Annotated in this window: 6 protein-coding genes, 3 tRNA genes and 3 rRNA genes; 10 read left to right on the forward strand and 2 right to left on the reverse strand. The window is 57.0% G+C overall.

All coding sequences use genetic code 11. The annotated features are described in order from the left end of the window. Nucleotides 1-119: 119 nt before the first annotated feature. From PhaeoP97_RS03125 to PhaeoP97_RS03140, 4 genes are all read left to right on the forward strand, one after another. Nucleotides 120-872, forward strand: coding sequence for a 5-oxoprolinase subunit B family protein (locus PhaeoP97_RS03125; protein ID WP_072503842.1), 753 nt, complete (start codon nt 120-122; stop codon nt 870-872). Continuing rightward, nucleotides 869-1,912 (forward strand): 5-oxoprolinase subunit C family protein, encoded by a 1,044-nt coding sequence (locus PhaeoP97_RS03130; protein ID WP_072503843.1) that lies wholly within the window; start codon nt 869-871, stop codon nt 1,910-1,912. Before PhaeoP97_RS03125 ends, PhaeoP97_RS03130 begins: the two co-directional genes overlap by 4 nt. Continuing rightward, nucleotides 1,909-2,682, forward strand: coding sequence for a LamB/YcsF family protein (locus tag PhaeoP97_RS03135; protein ID WP_072503844.1), 774 nt, complete (start codon nt 1,909-1,911; stop codon nt 2,680-2,682). The genes PhaeoP97_RS03130 and PhaeoP97_RS03135 overlap by 4 nt, the downstream gene beginning before the upstream one ends. Before the next feature lie 152 nt (nt 2,683-2,834). Further along, a complete protein-coding gene (locus tag PhaeoP97_RS03140) occupies nt 2,835-6,050 on the forward strand; it encodes a reductive dehalogenase (RefSeq protein WP_072503845.1) in 3,216 nt (1,071 codons plus the stop codon). A 101-nt stretch (nt 6,051-6,151) separates the two neighbouring features. On the opposite strand, the gene PhaeoP97_RS03145 is transcribed toward PhaeoP97_RS03140, so the two are convergent. Both PhaeoP97_RS03145 and PhaeoP97_RS03150 read right to left on the reverse strand, forming a co-directional pair. After that, on the reverse strand, nt 6,152-8,731 hold the full coding sequence (locus PhaeoP97_RS03145) for an HWE histidine kinase domain-containing protein (protein WP_072503846.1): 2,580 nt from the start codon (nt 8,729-8,731) through the stop codon (nt 6,152-6,154). A 15-nt stretch (nt 8,732-8,746) separates the two neighbouring features. Continuing rightward, on the reverse strand, nt 8,747-9,340 hold the full coding sequence (locus PhaeoP97_RS03150) for a heme oxygenase-like domain-containing protein (protein ID WP_157891225.1): 594 nt from the start codon (nt 9,338-9,340) through the stop codon (nt 8,747-8,749). 1,094 nt (nt 9,341-10,434) lie between these two features. On the opposite strand from PhaeoP97_RS03150, the gene PhaeoP97_RS03160 reads away from it, so the two are divergent. From PhaeoP97_RS03160 to PhaeoP97_RS03185, 6 genes are all read left to right on the forward strand, one after another. Next, nucleotides 10,435-11,900: ribosomal RNA gene (locus PhaeoP97_RS03160) — 16S ribosomal RNA — on the forward strand. A 149-nt stretch (nt 11,901-12,049) separates the two neighbouring features. Further along, nucleotides 12,050-12,125, forward strand: a tRNA-Ala gene (locus PhaeoP97_RS03165). 25 nt (nt 12,126-12,150) lie between these two features. After that, nucleotides 12,151-12,227: transfer RNA gene (locus tag PhaeoP97_RS03170), tRNA-Ile, on the forward strand. Between the two features lie 420 nt (nt 12,228-12,647). Beyond that, nucleotides 12,648-15,518, forward strand: a 23S ribosomal RNA gene (locus tag PhaeoP97_RS03175). Nucleotides 15,519-15,632: 114 nt separating this feature from the next. Next, nucleotides 15,633-15,747, forward strand: a 5S ribosomal RNA gene (rrf, locus tag PhaeoP97_RS03180). The 16S, 23S and 5S rRNA genes sit together here with 3 tRNA genes alongside, the layout of an rRNA operon. 179 nt (nt 15,748-15,926) lie before the next feature. Then, nucleotides 15,927-16,003, forward strand: a tRNA-Met gene (locus PhaeoP97_RS03185). Nucleotides 16,004-16,117 lie beyond the last annotated feature (114 nt).

Below are 16,117 nucleotides of genomic sequence, written 5' to 3' on the forward strand. Positions count from 1 at the left end.
ATGTGTGGTCGAGCGGCCAAAGGTCGGTTGACTATCGGTGCTTTGCAGCGCAACCCTGTGGCGAAAATCGCACCCCATGTGTCGGGGTGATACCCGATTGCTCGCTGTTCGGAGGCCCCATGTCGCGTCAGGAATCCCCGCTCTATCCCGTTATCCGCACCGTTGGGCTGTCAGGTATGCTGGTCAGTTTCGGTGATCAGCTGGACGAGGCGACCAATCGCGCCACCTTGGCGTTTCGCAGTGCTGTCAATGATTTGTCTCTGCCGGGAGTGATTGAGACCGCGACGTCTCTGGCCTCGGTCTTTGTGCGGTTTGATGTGGCGTTGCGCTCGCATGATGAGATGCGCGCTGATCTTGCGGCATTGGTGGACCGTCAGGACTGGCGGCGTGCGCCGCTGCCCGAGGGGCGGCGGTTCTGGCGGGTGCCGACAGTTTACGGCACGGATCTTGCACCGCAATTGGCCGAAGCCGCAGATGCCGCCGGGGTTAGCGAGGCTGAGGCGATTGAGCAGCTGGGTGGCGCGCGGGTGCGGGTATTGACGATCGGATTTGCGCCGGGTCAGCCTTATCTGGGCACCTTAGGAGAGAACTGGGATATTCCACGTCAGACCAGCGTTACGCCACAGGTGCCCGCAGGGGCGCTGGTGGTGGCGATCCGTCAGTTCGTGCTGTTTTCAACGGCATCCCCGACCGGCTGGCGACATGTGGGACAGACCGGATTGCGGCTGTTTCAGCCCAGTGCAGACAATCCCTTTGCCCTGCGCGCGGGCGATGAGTTGCAGTTTGAGCCGGTTCGCAAAGATGCCTTTTTGCGGTTGTGTGATGGCGGTGCCGAGCAGGGTGGCGCAATTGTCAGCGAGGTCACATCATGAGAGCGCTGAAAGTTCTGCGCATCGGTCTCTCTTGTACGGTGCAGGATTGTGGCCGACCGGGCTATCTGGGGCAGGGGATGTCACAGGGTGGGGCGGCAGATATGCAGGCCCTCGCCGAAGGTGCCGCGCTTCTGCGTCAGGATGGCGGCATGGCCGCGCTGGAAATGGCAGGGTTTGGTGGATCGTTTGAGGCACGTGAGCCTATGCGCATAGCCCTGACCGGGGCTGAGATGGCCGCAACGCTGGATGGTGCGCCGCTGGTCTGGAATGCTTCGCACCGGATTGAGCCGGGGCAGCGGTTGGAGATCGGTGCCGCAAAACGGGGCGTCTACGGCTATTTGCATGTGGGCGGCGGCTTTGCGACGCCGCAGCGGCTTGGCGCGCGCGCGGCTCATCTGGTGGCCGCTCTTGGCGCGCCAGTTGCTGAGGGCGATACCCTGCCGGTCGGCGATGAGATCACCCCGGCAGCGCGGCAGGTGACGGGGCTGGGCCTAACCGTGGCGGACCGGTTTTCTGGCGGAGAGCTGCGGCTGGTCGAGAGTTTTCAGTCTGATTTGTTCCCGCCCGAGGTGCGCCGCCGTTTTGCAGAGACGGTTTTCACACCGGGCCGCCGCGCCAGTCGCATGGCCTTGCAGTTGATGTCAGAGGGTGAAGGGTTCGCAGCTGAGGGGCAGTTGAATGTCCTGTCAGAAATCATCGTGCCGGGAGATGTGCAGATGACCGGCGATGGTCAGCCCTTTGTGTTGCTGCGCGAGGCGCAGACGACCGGGGGCTACCCCCGCATCGGCACCGTCTTGCCCTGTGATCTGGCACGGGTGACGCAGGCTGCTGCAGGGACGGCCTTGCGGTTTCGCTGGGTTTCGCTGGACGAGGGGCTGGCACAGCAGGCCGCGCATGAGGCTGCGGTGGCACGGCTGCCTTCTGCCTGTCGCCCTCTGTTGCGCGACCCGGCTGATATGGGTGATCTTCTGTCCTATCAATTGATCGGCGGGGTTATCTCTGCTGAGGCGGATCCTTTTGAAACCGGAGCTAAGACATGAGCAAGAGCGTCGATCTGAACGCCGATATGGGCGAAAGCTATGGCCCTTGGACCATGGGTGATGATGCCGCGCTGCTGGATGTGGTGACCTCGGCCAATATTGCCTGCGGGTTTCATGCGGGCGACCCGGATGTAATGGCCGCGACTATGGCACTGGCGCGCGACCATGGGGTTGGCATCGGCGCGCACCCCGGATTTGACGATTTGCAAGGGTTCGGCCGTCGCAGGATGCAGGTGCCGCCCGTCACATTGGCCAATATGATCCGCTATCAGTTGGGCGCGGCGCAGGGCATGGCGCGCGCGGCAGGTACCAAAGTACGGCATCTGAAGCTGCATGGGGCGCTGTCGAATATGGCCTGCGTTGATCCCGCCATGGCGCTGACCTGCTATGAGGCGGCGCTGGAGCTGGACCCGGATCTGATCATCATGGTGCTGGCCGCCACCGCCATGGAAGAGGTGGTGCGGGAGCTGGGCTGTAATTGGTGCGGTGAGATTTTTGCGGATCGGGCCTATAAAGATGACGGCACACTGGTTGACCGGTCGCTGCCGGGGGCAGTGATCCACGATCCCGATATCGCGGGCCCGCGCGTCCTACAAATGGTGGAGGAAGGCGCGATCATCACCGAAAGCGGTGCGCGCATCCCAACCGCCATCGACACCATCTGTCTGCATGGGGACACACCTACCGCCGTGCAGTTGGCGCGGTCGGTGCGGCACTCGCTGTCCGAGGGCGGAATCGAGGTTCGCGCCTTCGATGGGCGTCGGGGGTGAACCTGTCGTGAAAAACAGATTGGATGACTATTTTTTCGTTTCAAAATAGAATATTAGCTGAAGATGTTTTAAAATTGGATGTTGGAGCCTATCCCTTGAGCGGATTTCTGGGCTAAACCTGTGGCAGCCTTTTGCCGCAACAGGATCCGCCTATGTCTCTCCGTTTGTTTTCGACCCGGTCCCGCCCAATGCATATGGGACCGTTTCCGATGGAGCGAGTGCAGCCGGGGCCGATGCCGGATCTCGCGGCAGTGCCGCCGTTTCAGCCGCTGAATTTCAGACGTCCCGGTATGCCTGCCTCAATCGTCAATGCGATGGGGGAGTATCAGGCGATGATGGATGCAATCCGGGACGGGCTGGTGAACAAGGCCCGCGCTGATTGCCCCGATCACCCGCAGGAACGGGCGGATCATATCAAGGCCTTTGGCTATTTCTGTGATGCCGCCATGGTCGGGGTCGGGCCGCTGCCCGCATCGGCCCGGCTGGCACAGCCCTATCGGAACCCGGACATTGATCGGCTGTCCCATGATCTGAAGACCCGCCAGACCAAGACGCTGGCCTCTGGCATCGACATGATCATGGCCGACCTGAAGGACGCAATGGTGGCGCCGCCAACCACGATTGGTGATCACAGCCATGCGATTGTGTTTCTCTATGAAATGCCACGCGATCCCCGCCCGCAGGAAGAGGGCTGCGACTGGCTGGACGGGGCCGAAACCCATCGCGCCTGTCTGCGGGCCTCGGAAACGGCTGTGGTGTTGGCCAATTACATCCGCCTGTTGGGTTGGGATGCGAAGGCGCATACCGGCACATCGTCAGATGTGGACCTGAACCAGCTGACCGTTGCGGCAGGTTTGGCCACGGTCGAAGACGGCAAGCTGGTGAACCCCTATCTGGGCACGCGGTTTGGTGTGGCAGTTGTGACCACCGATTTCGATCTGGTCCGGGATCGGCCGCTGTTGCCGCAGGATCTGCAACCGGTGATGCAGGTGAAGGGGCCAAAATGGTGGCTTGGTTTAGGCTCTGCCCGGTCGGCGTTGAATGGCGATCCCTTTGCCAGCCGCGATTTCCGCGATGGGCCGCATCCGTTTGAGACGCTGAAGCGGGTCGCGGATCCCACCACCTATATAGATGAGGCCCGTGTGGCACGGGTGCCAAAGCGCACCGATATGTTTGCCCGCAGCCAGTTCGGCGACATGGGCAAGACCAATCAAGCGGCGGCCACCGGCGGGTTTTACGTGCGCAAGGCCGCGCCCTCGATGGCGCAGCGGCGGATGTTGGGGGCATTCGTGCTGTTACAGGACGGGGCCTCTGCCGAAAACGGTGCGCGCCCCACAGATGCGGAGCGCAACGCCGCCAATATCAAGGCGGCGAGCTATTGGCTGGGGATTGATGCCGTCGGGATCAGCCGCTGCCCGGACTGGACCTGGTACAGCCATGACGCCACCGGTGCCGAAATCCACCCCGAACATGATCAGGCGATTTCGATGATCGTTGATCAGGGCTTTGACACGACAGAAGGCACATCGGGGGATGACTGGATTGCGGTGGCGCAGTCCATGCGCGCCTACCTGCGGTTTTCGCTGCTGGGTGGCGTGATTGCGCGGCAGATCCGCAACCTCGGCTATAAGGCGAAGGCCCATACGGTGATGGATGGCGAGGTGTTGCAGCCGCCCTTGCTGCTGCTGTCGGGACTGGGGGAAGTCAGTCGCATCGGCGAGGTGATCCTGAACCCTTTTCTCGGGCCGCGCCTTAAGTCGGGGGTTGTGACCACCGATATGCCGATGGCGCATGACAAGCCGATTGATTTCGGCATTCAAACGTTTTGTGAGTCCTGCAACAAATGTGCCCGTGAATGCCCGTCTGGGGCGATCACAGCCGGACCAAAGCGGATGTTCAACGGCTATGAAATCTGGAAATCTGATAGCCAGAAATGCACCACCTACCGCATCACCACGCCCGGTGGGGCGATGTGCGGACGCTGCATGAAGACCTGCCCGTGGAACCTTGAGGGGATTTTCAAGGAAAAGCCGTTTCGCTGGGCGGCGATGAACATGCCTGCGGCAGCCCCCGCCTTGGCCAAACTGGACGATATGGTTGGCAATGGCGAGATGAACCCGGCAAAAAAATGGTGGTGGGATCTGGAGCTGGAGGAAGACGGCGGCTATCGCCCAACGCGCCATCCGGTCAATGCACGCGCGCTGCAAAAGGATCTGGATCTGCACTATGAGGATCAGACGCTGGCCGTGTACCCGGCAAATCTGGCACCGCACCCCTGGCCCTATCCGTTCCCAATGGACCGGGAGGCGGGGATCGAGGCCTATCAGGCGATGATCACCGCCGAGGAGTACAAAGCCCGCCGGGCGCGGGGCGAAACCGGCGATTGGGATCACATCTATACCAATGACGACGACAGCCCGGTGTTGCGGGTTGAGGTCTCCAATGTGGAGGTCATGAGCGGCGGCGTTACCAAATATGAATTCAAGAGCCTGGATGGCAGCCCCCTGCCGGAATGGACGGCGGGGGCGCATCTGGACATCGTGGTCGCGCCTGAATTCCTGCGGCAGTATTCCATGTCCGGCGATCCGGCGGATCGGTCGAAATATCAGATCGGAGTGCTACGCGAGGATGTAGGGCGGGGTGGCTCAAAGCTGCTGCACCGAATTTTTGCAAAGGGGCGCAAGGTCTTTATTTCCAAACCGATCAACCATTTCCCACTGGTTGAGAGCGCGAGCCGCAGCTTTCTGATGGGCGGCGGCATCGGGGTGACGCCGATGATCGCGATGGCCCATCGCCTGCACACGCTGGGACAGCCGTTTGAGCTGCATTATTCAGTGTCATCGCGCAAGGATGCAGGCTACCTCGACGATCTTGCAGCGATGCCCTGGGCAGATCACGTGCGGGTACATGTCTCGGATGAGGGCAGCCGGGCGGATCTGGATAAACTGCTGGCGGGGTATCGGAACGATTGGCATGCCTACACCTGCGGACCCGATCGTTACATGAGCGGCGTGATGGAGGCGGCAGAGCGGCAAGGCTTCCCGGAAGACGCGCGTCATCTGGAGTATTTCTCGGTCCCCGAGATGCCAGACTATGAAAACCATCCCTTTACGCTAAAGCTGGCGCGATCAGGGCGCGAATTGCTGGTGCCCGCGGATAAGACGGCGACCGATGTGCTGGCGGAGAACGGCGTCCATGTGGATGTGAAATGCTCTGACGGGATCTGCGGGGTGTGCAAATGCGGCCTGGTGGCGGGCGAGGTAGAGCACCGCGATTTCGTGCTGTCCAAGGCGCAGCAGCAGGATGCGGTGATCCTGTGCCAGTCACGCGCGGCCAAGAAAGACGGCGTCATCGAGGTCGATCTCTGACCTGCATATTTGAGGTGGGTAGGATGGTACCAAGACGAGAACGGGCCGCGCATTCCATCGCGCTGCCCGTCCCGTATCTAAATGTACGGTTTCGCCGGGGATCAGATGCCTTTGCCTTGCAGCGTCTCTGCCGCACGGATGAGGGCAGTCGCCAACGCCCTTTCAGAGATGGGTTTTTGCACGATGGGGCAGGGCGGGTAGATATCTATGATTGTCTGCACCTCGCCATAGCCGGTGGTCAGGACAAAGGGGATGTTCTGCCGTGCCAGTTCCTCGGCGACGGGCACCGATTGTTCGGACCCTAGATTGACGTCCAGCACGGCATATTCGATGCCGCCGTCCGCCAGCTTATCCAGCGCTTTGGTAACACTCGACGCGCTGACCACTTCGAAGAAACCCATATCCTCCAGCATGGCGCTCACGTCCATCGCGATGATAAAGCTGTCCTCAACCACCAATGCCTTACCGCTTAGTACGGGGGCGCCTTTGGTCCCATTGTCGACAAGGACGGTGTCAGAGATCCGGGAGTTGTCATGTTGGATCCCGCGCAAGTGAAGGGTCGGAATGCGGAAATGTGCCTCCAGACCGGTAGTCTTGTAGTGGACCGTCGCATCGCCCTTCAATTCGTGCGGGATCGAGTTTTCGACGATGGTTGAGCCAAAGCCGCGCCGAGATGGGGGCGAGACTGGTGGGCCACCACGCTCAACCCAGTCAATCAGCAGCGCGCCGCTGTCCTCTTCCTTCAGGGTGATTTCGACCCGGCCAACATGGTTGCTGAGCGCGCCATGTTTCACCGAATTGGTCGTCATTTCGTGCAGCACCAGCGCCAGCGTGGTGAAAGCCTGAGGCGCAATCAGCGCGTCTGGCCCGCTGATAACCACCTCGTCGGCGCGCCCGGAGGAATAGGCCTCAAGCTCACATTTGATCAGGGCCTGCAGAGATGCCGGTTCCCATTGTTCGTTGGTCAGCTGATCGTGGGCCCGCGCGAGCGAGTGGATGCGCCCATCAAGGTTGTCGGTAAATTCGGTCAGAGTGCGGGCTGTGCCCTTGGTCTGGGTCACCAACCCGCGCATCAGGTTAAGGATATTGCGGACCCTATGGTTCAGTTCCGAGATCAACAACTGCTGTTGTTCCTGTGCCCGCGCGCGCTCGGCATTGGCAGCCTCTGTCACCTTAAGGAAAACCTCCAGCAGCACGGTGCGCAACAGGTTGGCGGCATGCTGGGTGTGCTCATTCCAGGGCGCGGAACGCCATTCGACGGTTTCCTGCCAGAGCTCAAAGCTCTTGCGCGGGGTCAGCCGTACACCATTTGGGCCAATTTCCATCGGTTTGGTCGGATCCCCTGCCCAATCCACGGTCTGCGAGATGTTGCGTCGGCACAGGATCAGGTAATCGCGTGGTCGTTTTGAGATCGGGATCGCAAGAATGCCGGCACAGCGATCAATGTACTCGCGCGCTGGTTCGTGAAGGCTCTCTAACTGGTTTGTCGAAAAGACCGTCGCCCCAATCGTCAAATCCAGCTTCCGGGCCAAGGACCGGGTTTCGTCGGCAGTGGGCGCAGTGCCGACCGCGTGAAACTCGTTATCGGAGTAGAGCACGAGACCGTCATGGGGGATGACATCTTGAATATCGTCCGACACCGAGATCAGGCTGTCCTTGAACGGGCGCCCATCCGCCAGCATTGCCATCAGCTGGGTCTGCAACCGGTTCATGTTCTTTTCTTCACGGCTGCGCTGGCTGCTCTCAAACTGGCTCAGTTCGTATGAAAACACATGCGCGAACATCTCGATCGCGGTGCGACGTTCGTAGTCGATGTAGCGGGGTCGGTGGTGGTGGCAGGCAAACAACCCCCACAGCTCACCGTCCTTCATGATCGATACCGACATTGACGCGCGCACGCCCATATTGCGCAGATACTCCAGGTGGATGGGGGACACGGCACGGGTGACAGCCAAGGACAGGTCCAACGGCGCACCGTCGATCTTGAAACCAGGCGTTATCGGAGCACCTTCATCGTCGACATCTGCAATCAGCCGCAGCAGGGACCGTTTGTACAATGCGCGTGCCTGTACTGGAATGTCAGAGGCTGGAAAGAACATGCCTTCGTATTTCTTGGTGCGATCAGCGCGAACCTCGGCAATAACCTGACCTGAGTGATCGGGCTGGAACTGATAGACCATGACGCTGTCAAAACCGGAAATCGCCTGCAACCCGCGGGCGGCACCCTGTGCCAGGCGGGCAATATCTTCATCGCGGCGCAGCTGGCTGAAATGGGGGTAGATTTCGGACATCACATCCCGGTCACTTCGCTCGAACTTTGGCTCAAATTCGATGATCAGATGACGGCCGCTCTGGTGAATATTGACGTCAAACGCCTGGGTGCTGTGTTTCAGAACAATATTGAAAAGCCGCAGGGTGCTGTTTGGGGCTTCCAGCGCGCTCAGATCGCGACGAATGCGGGCAAAGGCATTTTCGGCGATCAAATCGCCCAGTGATTGGCCGATGGCGTCGCTCACATGCGTGCCGAGTATCTCCTGAAGGTTATCTGATGCGTGCTGCACGATCCAATCGGTCGAAACCGCAATCAGCGCGCCGTATGATTGGACCCGGCCCAACTGATGGATCGGTTCACGGTCACAATTGGTGAGTGTCGTCGTGGAAAGAGTTTGTTCCAAAGCCATTATACAGGCCCTTTGTTATCGCGTTTTTATGTATGAATTGGGTAGCGTCTTGGGTGACTTTAGCGGATTGATCCGCGCCGCCATATTAAATAGCTCAAACCCGCTGCGGGTATCTGTCACGATTTTATCTGCCAGCGTGCTGTCTGTCTTGATCGCGTCCAGGTCTTCGCAGGCTGCCCGCCAAGGCATCAGATGGTCACGGGGCTCGAAATAGCAGGGCAGGGCGGCACATCCAGTGGCATCCGACAGGCGGCGGCGCAGAACCTCAGTGCCCAGCCGCGAACCAAGCACCAGATAGTCGACCGCCAGCGGGTGCAGGTTTGGCAGCGCGCTTCTGGCGAGGTCCGCCGGAGCGGTGCAATGTGTGGTGCAATCAGCGCGCAAGGCCTCTGTCAGCATTGGCAGCAAATCTGCAGAATGCCCTGTTGCGCTGTCGCAGGCCCGGGCCAAAGCGTGCAGTGCGGTATACTGACAGTTCAAAAACCAGGCGAGATGCGGCAAAGGGCTCTCATGAAAGGGCGCAAAGGCACGTTCTGCGGCATCATGCTCGGCACGGGTCGTCTGGCGCAACAGCATGCGAAACCCGTTGTTGCTTGGGCGGGGCCTCATTAGATTATCTGCCAAGGGCGGGGAGGACATCCTATCAGCGGGTGCCGCCCGCAAAGAGGAGGGGTCTCGATCTGTCATAGCCACTGCTTTGGTCCCGTGGTTGCGCTGTTGCTGCCGCATTGACGTAGGTCTTGGCTGCCTGCGCCTGCGGTTCGGCCATCAAAGCGTATGAGACGGCGCAGACACAACCCAAATTGTAGATAGTGACCTAACGACCTCAGCGCCTTTCACTAGGCCTAGGGTAAAGACCCCCTGTTTTGCGCCATGAATCGGGAATCTCTCTGTGTTGAGATGCTGCGAATCCGAGTCAGCGGGCGACGAGTCGATGTGCTATTAGTGGCTCAGAGACGCCTGACCCCTATATGTAGATGATGCCTGACATCACGGTTGATATGCCATCCAAGGAAATCGAGTGATCCGGCTTGTTATGCGCATTAATTTACGAAAAACGAAGTACGTATATATTTGATTTTGTTGTGTAATATTTGACTTTCTCCAAAACTTCATGAAAATGTCAAAAAACAGCTTGCGGCTTTGTGTAACTCGCCTTAGAACCCCCTTCACCGGCGGCGCTGAGGCGCTACGGGGACACACTGGACGGGACGGCGGCGACGCTGGATTGGACGGGAAACGCGGCGGAGAGACGCTGGGACGGGCTGGAGAGACGGTCGGACACATCGGAGAGACGGTGGACATTTTGGAGATTTGGTTGGCGGGCGCGTCATGAGAGTGGCGCATCTGTTGGTTATTGTCTCTTGGTGTATGCTCTTTGACATTGATGAAATCTGAAGAGATATGTGGGCGGTTTGGTTCATTCGATGGATCAACCTCTTCATATCAACGCTTTTAGCAAGGCCTTTCGCTCTAGTAGCGATGTGGTTGCGCGATAATAAAGTGTCAGCTTCACTGTTTGTCGGCTTTCTGTACCTTTGGTACTGAAGCACGAGAAACAGAGAATGTTGGATGTTCGTTTCGAGTTCCTAGCCGGGTTCGAAGCCGTGCTGTTTGAGGCCCGTCCTCAAGTAGCGTTAGCGGTAGGACATTCAAAGATGTGCAGAGGTTCGAACGTCAAGGATACGCATGTAAGTGCGTTTCAACTTGAGAGTTTGATCCTGGCTCAGAACGAACGCTGGCGGCAGGCCTAACACATGCAAGTCGAGCGCACTCTTCGGAGTGAGCGGCGGACGGGTTAGTAACGCGTGGGAACGTGCCCTTCTCTAAGGAATAGCCACTGGAAACGGTGAGTAATACCTTATACGCCCTTCGGGGGAAAGATTTATCGGAGAAGGATCGGCCCGCGTTAGATTAGATAGTTGGTGGGGTAACGGCCTACCAAGTCTACGATCTATAGCTGGTTTTAGAGGATGATCAGCAACACTGGGACTGAGACACGGCCCAGACTCCTACGGGAGGCAGCAGTGGGGAATCTTGGACAATGGGCGCAAGCCTGATCCAGCCATGCCGCGTGAGTGATGAAGGCCTTAGGGTCGTAAAGCTCTTTCGCCAGAGATGATAATGACAGTATCTGGTAAAGAAACCCCGGCTAACTCCGTGCCAGCAGCCGCGGTAATACGGAGGGGGTTAGCGTTGTTCGGAATTACTGGGCGTAAAGCGCACGTAGGCGGATCAGAAAGTATAGGGTGAAATCCCAGGGCTCAACCCTGGAACTGCCTTGTAAACTCCTGGTCTTGAGTTCGAGAGAGGTGAGTGGAATTCCGAGTGTAGAGGTGAAATTCGTAGATATTCGGAGGAACACCAGTGGCGAAGGCGGCTCACTGGCTCGATACTGACGCTGAGGTGCGAAAGTGTGGGGAGCAAACAGGATTAGATACCCTGGTAGTCCACACCGTAAACGATGAATGCCAGTCGTCGGCAAGCATGCTTGTCGGTGACACACCTAACGGATTAAGCATTCCGCCTGGGGAGTACGGTCGCAAGATTAAAACTCAAAGGAATTGACGGGGGCCCGCACAAGCGGTGGAGCATGTGGTTTAATTCGAAGCAACGCGCAGAACCTTACCAACCCTTGACATCCTAGGACCGCCAGAGAGATTTGGCTTTCACTTCGGTGACCTAGTGACAGGTGCTGCATGGCTGTCGTCAGCTCGTGTCGTGAGATGTTCGGTTAAGTCCGGCAACGAGCGCAACCCACATCCTTAGTTGCCAGCAGTTCGGCTGGGCACTCTAGGGAAACTGCCCGTGATAAGCGGGAGGAAGGTGTGGATGACGTCAAGTCCTCATGGCCCTTACGGGTTGGGCTACACACGTGCTACAATGGCAGTGACAATGGGTTAATCCCAAAAAACTGTCTCAGTTCGGATTGGGGTCTGCAACTCGACCCCATGAAGTCGGAATCGCTAGTAATCGCGTAACAGCATGACGCGGTGAATACGTTCCCGGGCCTTGTACACACCGCCCGTCACACCATGGGAGTTGGGTTTACCCGAAGGCCGTGCGCCAACCTTTTCGGAGGGGGCAGCGGACCACGGTGAGCTCAGCGACTGGGGTGAAGTCGTAACAAGGTAGCCGTAGGGGAACCTGCGGCTGGATCACCTCCTTTCTAAGGATGTATCTAGCTAGATCAGAGCTTGCTCTGTCTCGTGATACACTTAGCATAAGATCAGTAATCAAAACTGATCACATCCGGACCAGGCCGTCCTCATATCTCTTCAGAACTGTCATGATTTTGCCCTTTGGCAGGATCAGCAAGGGGCCTTAGCTCAGCTGGGAGAGCGCCTGATTTGCATTCAGGAGGTCAGGAGTTCGATCCTCCTAGGCTCCACCACTCATGCGAAGGCCCTACATAGAATGGGTCGGTAGCTCAGGTGGTTAGAGCGCACGCCTGATAAGCGTGAGGTCGGAGGTTCAAGTCCTCCTCGACCCACCATTCTTCAGTATACGATTTGATCGTTAAGCATCCTGTGATGTTTAACCGTCCAATCGGACCGGATCGATGTTCCTTCGGGAAGGTTGATCACATTGACATCGTTTAGAGAGATACAATCAACAACACTGTTGGTCACCCGCGTAAGGGATCGACCTCAGTTTGGTGCTGATGACTGCTTCGGTGGTCTGATGCGAGCCTTTGCATTCCGCCCTTTTCCTCGGGCGCGCGAAGGTCTGCCGGATTGAAACCACAGTGTTGTCCAAGTCAAGTACACTAACCCGGTTCATATTCCGCAAGGTTTATGAGCCATTGTTCACTTCTTATGAAGTGAGCGGGAAAGTAATGCTTTTGGTTCAGAATAAAGCCGTAGTTTCTTACCAGCTTCTGCGGCGTGGCAGGTCACTGTCTTTTTCTGGACCAGATCAAGCGCGAGAAGGGCGTTTGGTGGATGCCTTGGCAGTAAGAGGCGATGAAGGACGTGATACTCTGCGATAAGTCATGGGGAGCTGAGAATAAGCTTTGATCCATGAATTTCCGAATGGGGGAACCCACCTGACAGTTTGTTATTGTGACTCTGCAGTTTGCTATGAGAGGCCTGTCCTCAAGTAGCGAAGCGGTAGGACATCAATAATGAGCTTAATCAGGTACTTAAGACCTGAATACATAGGGTTTTAAGAGCAAACCCGGGGAACTGAAACATCTAAGTACCCGGAGGAAAGGAAATCAATATGATACTCCCCTAGTAGCGGCGAGCGAACGGGGACCAGCCGAGCCTTGAGTGTGAATAGAATGTGTTGGGAAGCACAGCCATAGTGGGTGATAGCCCCGTATATGAAGCATGATAGGACGTATTAAGTAGGGCGGGACACGTGAAATCCTGTCTGAAGATCGGAGGACCACCTTCGAAGGCTAAGTACTCCTTACTGACCGATAGCGAACCAGTACCGTGAGGGAAAGGTGAAAAGCACCCCGACGAGGGGAGTGAAACAGTACCTGAAACCGAACGCCTACAATCAGTTGGAGGCCCCTTGAGGGCTGACAGCGTACCTTTTGTATAATGGGTCATCGACTTGGTCTCACAAGCAAGCTTAAGCCGTTAGGTGTAGGCGCAGCGAAAGCGAGTCTTAATAGGGCGAATGAGTTTGTGGGATCAGACCCGAAACCGAGTGATCTAGGCATGGCCAGGTTGAAGGTGCAGTAACATGCACTGGAGGACCGAACCCACATCTGTTGAAAAAGATCGGGATGAGCTGTGCCTAGGGGTGAAAGGCCAATCAAACTCGGAGATAGCTGGTTCTCTGCGAAATCTATTTAGGTAGAGCGTCATCCGAATACCCCGGGGGGTAGAGCACTGGATGGGTAATGGGGCCCCACAGGCTTACTGATCCTAACCAAACTCCGAATACCCGGGAGTACTAGATGGCAGACACACTGCGGATGCTAACGTCCGTAGTGGAGAGGGAAACAACCCTGACCTACAGCTAAGGCCCCTAATTCATGGCTAAGTGGGAAAGCAGGTGGGATGTCCAAAACAACCAGGAGGTTGGCTTAGAAGCAGCCATCCTTTAAAGATAGCGTAACAGCTCACTGGTCTAATTAAGACGTCCTGCGGCGAAGATGTAACGGGGCTCAAGCCATGAGCCGAAGCTTAGGATGCACATAGTGCATGGTAGCAGAGCGTAGTGTGACATAGTCTCATGTCTCCTTAGTGTCCTCGGGCACATTGGAGACGCGAGGCTTTCGATGAAGCGGGCGCGTGAGCGATCCCGTGGAGAGATCACTAGCGAGAATGATGACATGAGTAGCGACAAAGAGTGTGAGAGACACTCTCGCCGAAAGTCCAAGGGTTCCTGCTTAAAGCTAATCTGAGCAGGGTAAGCCGGCCCCTAAGTCGAGGCAGAAATGCGTAGACGATGGGAACTAGGTTAATATTCCTAGGCCAGGAGGATGTGACGGATTGTGAAGGTAGTTCATCCTTATCGGATTGAATGGGCTGCTGATCAGTTCCTGGAAATAGCCCTCCATGAGACCGTACCCTAAACCGACACAGGTGGACTGGTAGAGAATACCAAGGCGCTTGAGAGAACGATGTTGAAGGAACTCGGCAAAATACCTCCGTAAGTTCGCGAGAAGGAGGCCCAGTTCCAAGGCAACTTGGAGCTGGGGGCACAAACCAGGGGGTGGCGACTGTTTATTAAAAACACAGGGCTCTGCGAAGTCGCAAGACGACGTATAGGGTCTGACGCCTGCCCGGTGCCTGAAGGTTAAAAGGAGGGGTGAGAGCTCCGAATTGAAGCCCAGGTAAACGGCGGCCGTAACTATAACGGTCCTAAGGTAGCGAAATTCCTTGTCGGGTAAGTTCCGACCTGCACGAATGGCGTAACGACTTCCCCGCTGTCTCCAACATCGACTCAGCGAAATTGAATTGCCTGTCAAGATGCAGGCTTCCCGCGGTTAGACGGAAAGACCCCGTGCACCTTTACTACAGCTTCGCACTGGTATCAGGATTGTGACGTGCAGGATAGGTGGTAGGCATCGATATCGGAACGCTAGTTCCGGTGGAGCCTCCCTTGAGATACCACCCTTCGCACTCTTGATATCTAACCGCGGTCCGTTATCCGGATCCGGGACCCTGCGTGGCGGGTAGTTTGACTGGGGCGGTCGCCTCCTAAAGCGTAACGGAGGCGCGCGAAGGTTGGCTCAGAGCGGTCGGAAATCGCTCGTTGAGTGCAATGGCAGAAGCCAGCCTGACTGCGAGACTGACAAGTCGAGCAGAGACGAAAGTCGGCCATAGTGATCCGGTGGTCCCAAGTGGGAGGGCCATCGCTCAACGGATAAAAGGTACGCCGGGGATAACAGGCTGATACTGCCCAAGAGTCCATATCGACGGCAGTGTTTGGCACCTCGATGTCGGCTCATCTCATCCTGGGGCTGGAGCAGGTCCCAAGGGTACGGCTGTTCGCCGTTTAAAGAGGTACGTGAGCTGGGTTTAGAACGTCGTGAGACAGTTCGGTCCCTATCTGCCGTGGGTGTAGGATACTTGAGAGGAGTTGCCCCTAGTACGAGAGGACCGGGGTGAACGATCCACTGGTGGACCAGTTGTTATGCCAATAGCAGTGCTGGGTAGCTATGATCGGACAGGATAACCGCTGAAGGCATCTAAGCGGGAAGCCCCCCTCAAAACAAGGTATCCCTGAGGGCCGAGGTAGACCACCTCGTCAATAGGCCGGAGATGTAAGTGCAGCAATGCATTCAGTTGACCGGTACTAATCGCCCGATAGGCTTGATCTGTTCCAGTAACAGACAGTGACACAAGAACCAAAAGCAAAACACAAAACTTGGACTTCATGTCGATTGTATCTCGACGATCTCATAATAGATCGTCGAAAAATGGATTTTTCTCGGTTTGGTGGTCATAGCGCAAGTGAAACACCCGGTCCCATCCCGAACCCGGAAGTTAAGCACTGTTGCGCCGATGGTACTGCGTCTTAAGGCGTGGGAGAGTAGGTCACCGCCAAACCTAGTAAAATCCATAACTCTAAAACGATACTACTAAAGAATACCCTTCAGACCAAATAACCCTGAAGGGGAAACGCAGTAGTGCTACCCGCAATACTGCAATAGTCCTCAACCGCAACGATCGGCGATAGGACAAACAAATGGGCTCAAATAGCGTAAGCAATAGCCCAAACAAACTGTCGCGGGATGGAGCAGCCCGGTAGCTCGTCAGGCTCATAACCTGAAGGTCGTAGGTTCAAATCCTACTCCCGCAACCAAATCTACACAGAAATAACAGATGCTTATGGCCACCTCAGGGTGGCTCTCTGCGTTTGGAATATGCCGTGATGCAAGCACCACGGATGCAAACAGGGATACGTTTGGCACCGTGA

This window comes from Phaeobacter porticola (assembly GCF_001888185.1).
Taxonomy (GTDB): Bacteria; Pseudomonadota; Alphaproteobacteria; order Rhodobacterales; family Rhodobacteraceae; genus Phaeobacter; species Phaeobacter porticola.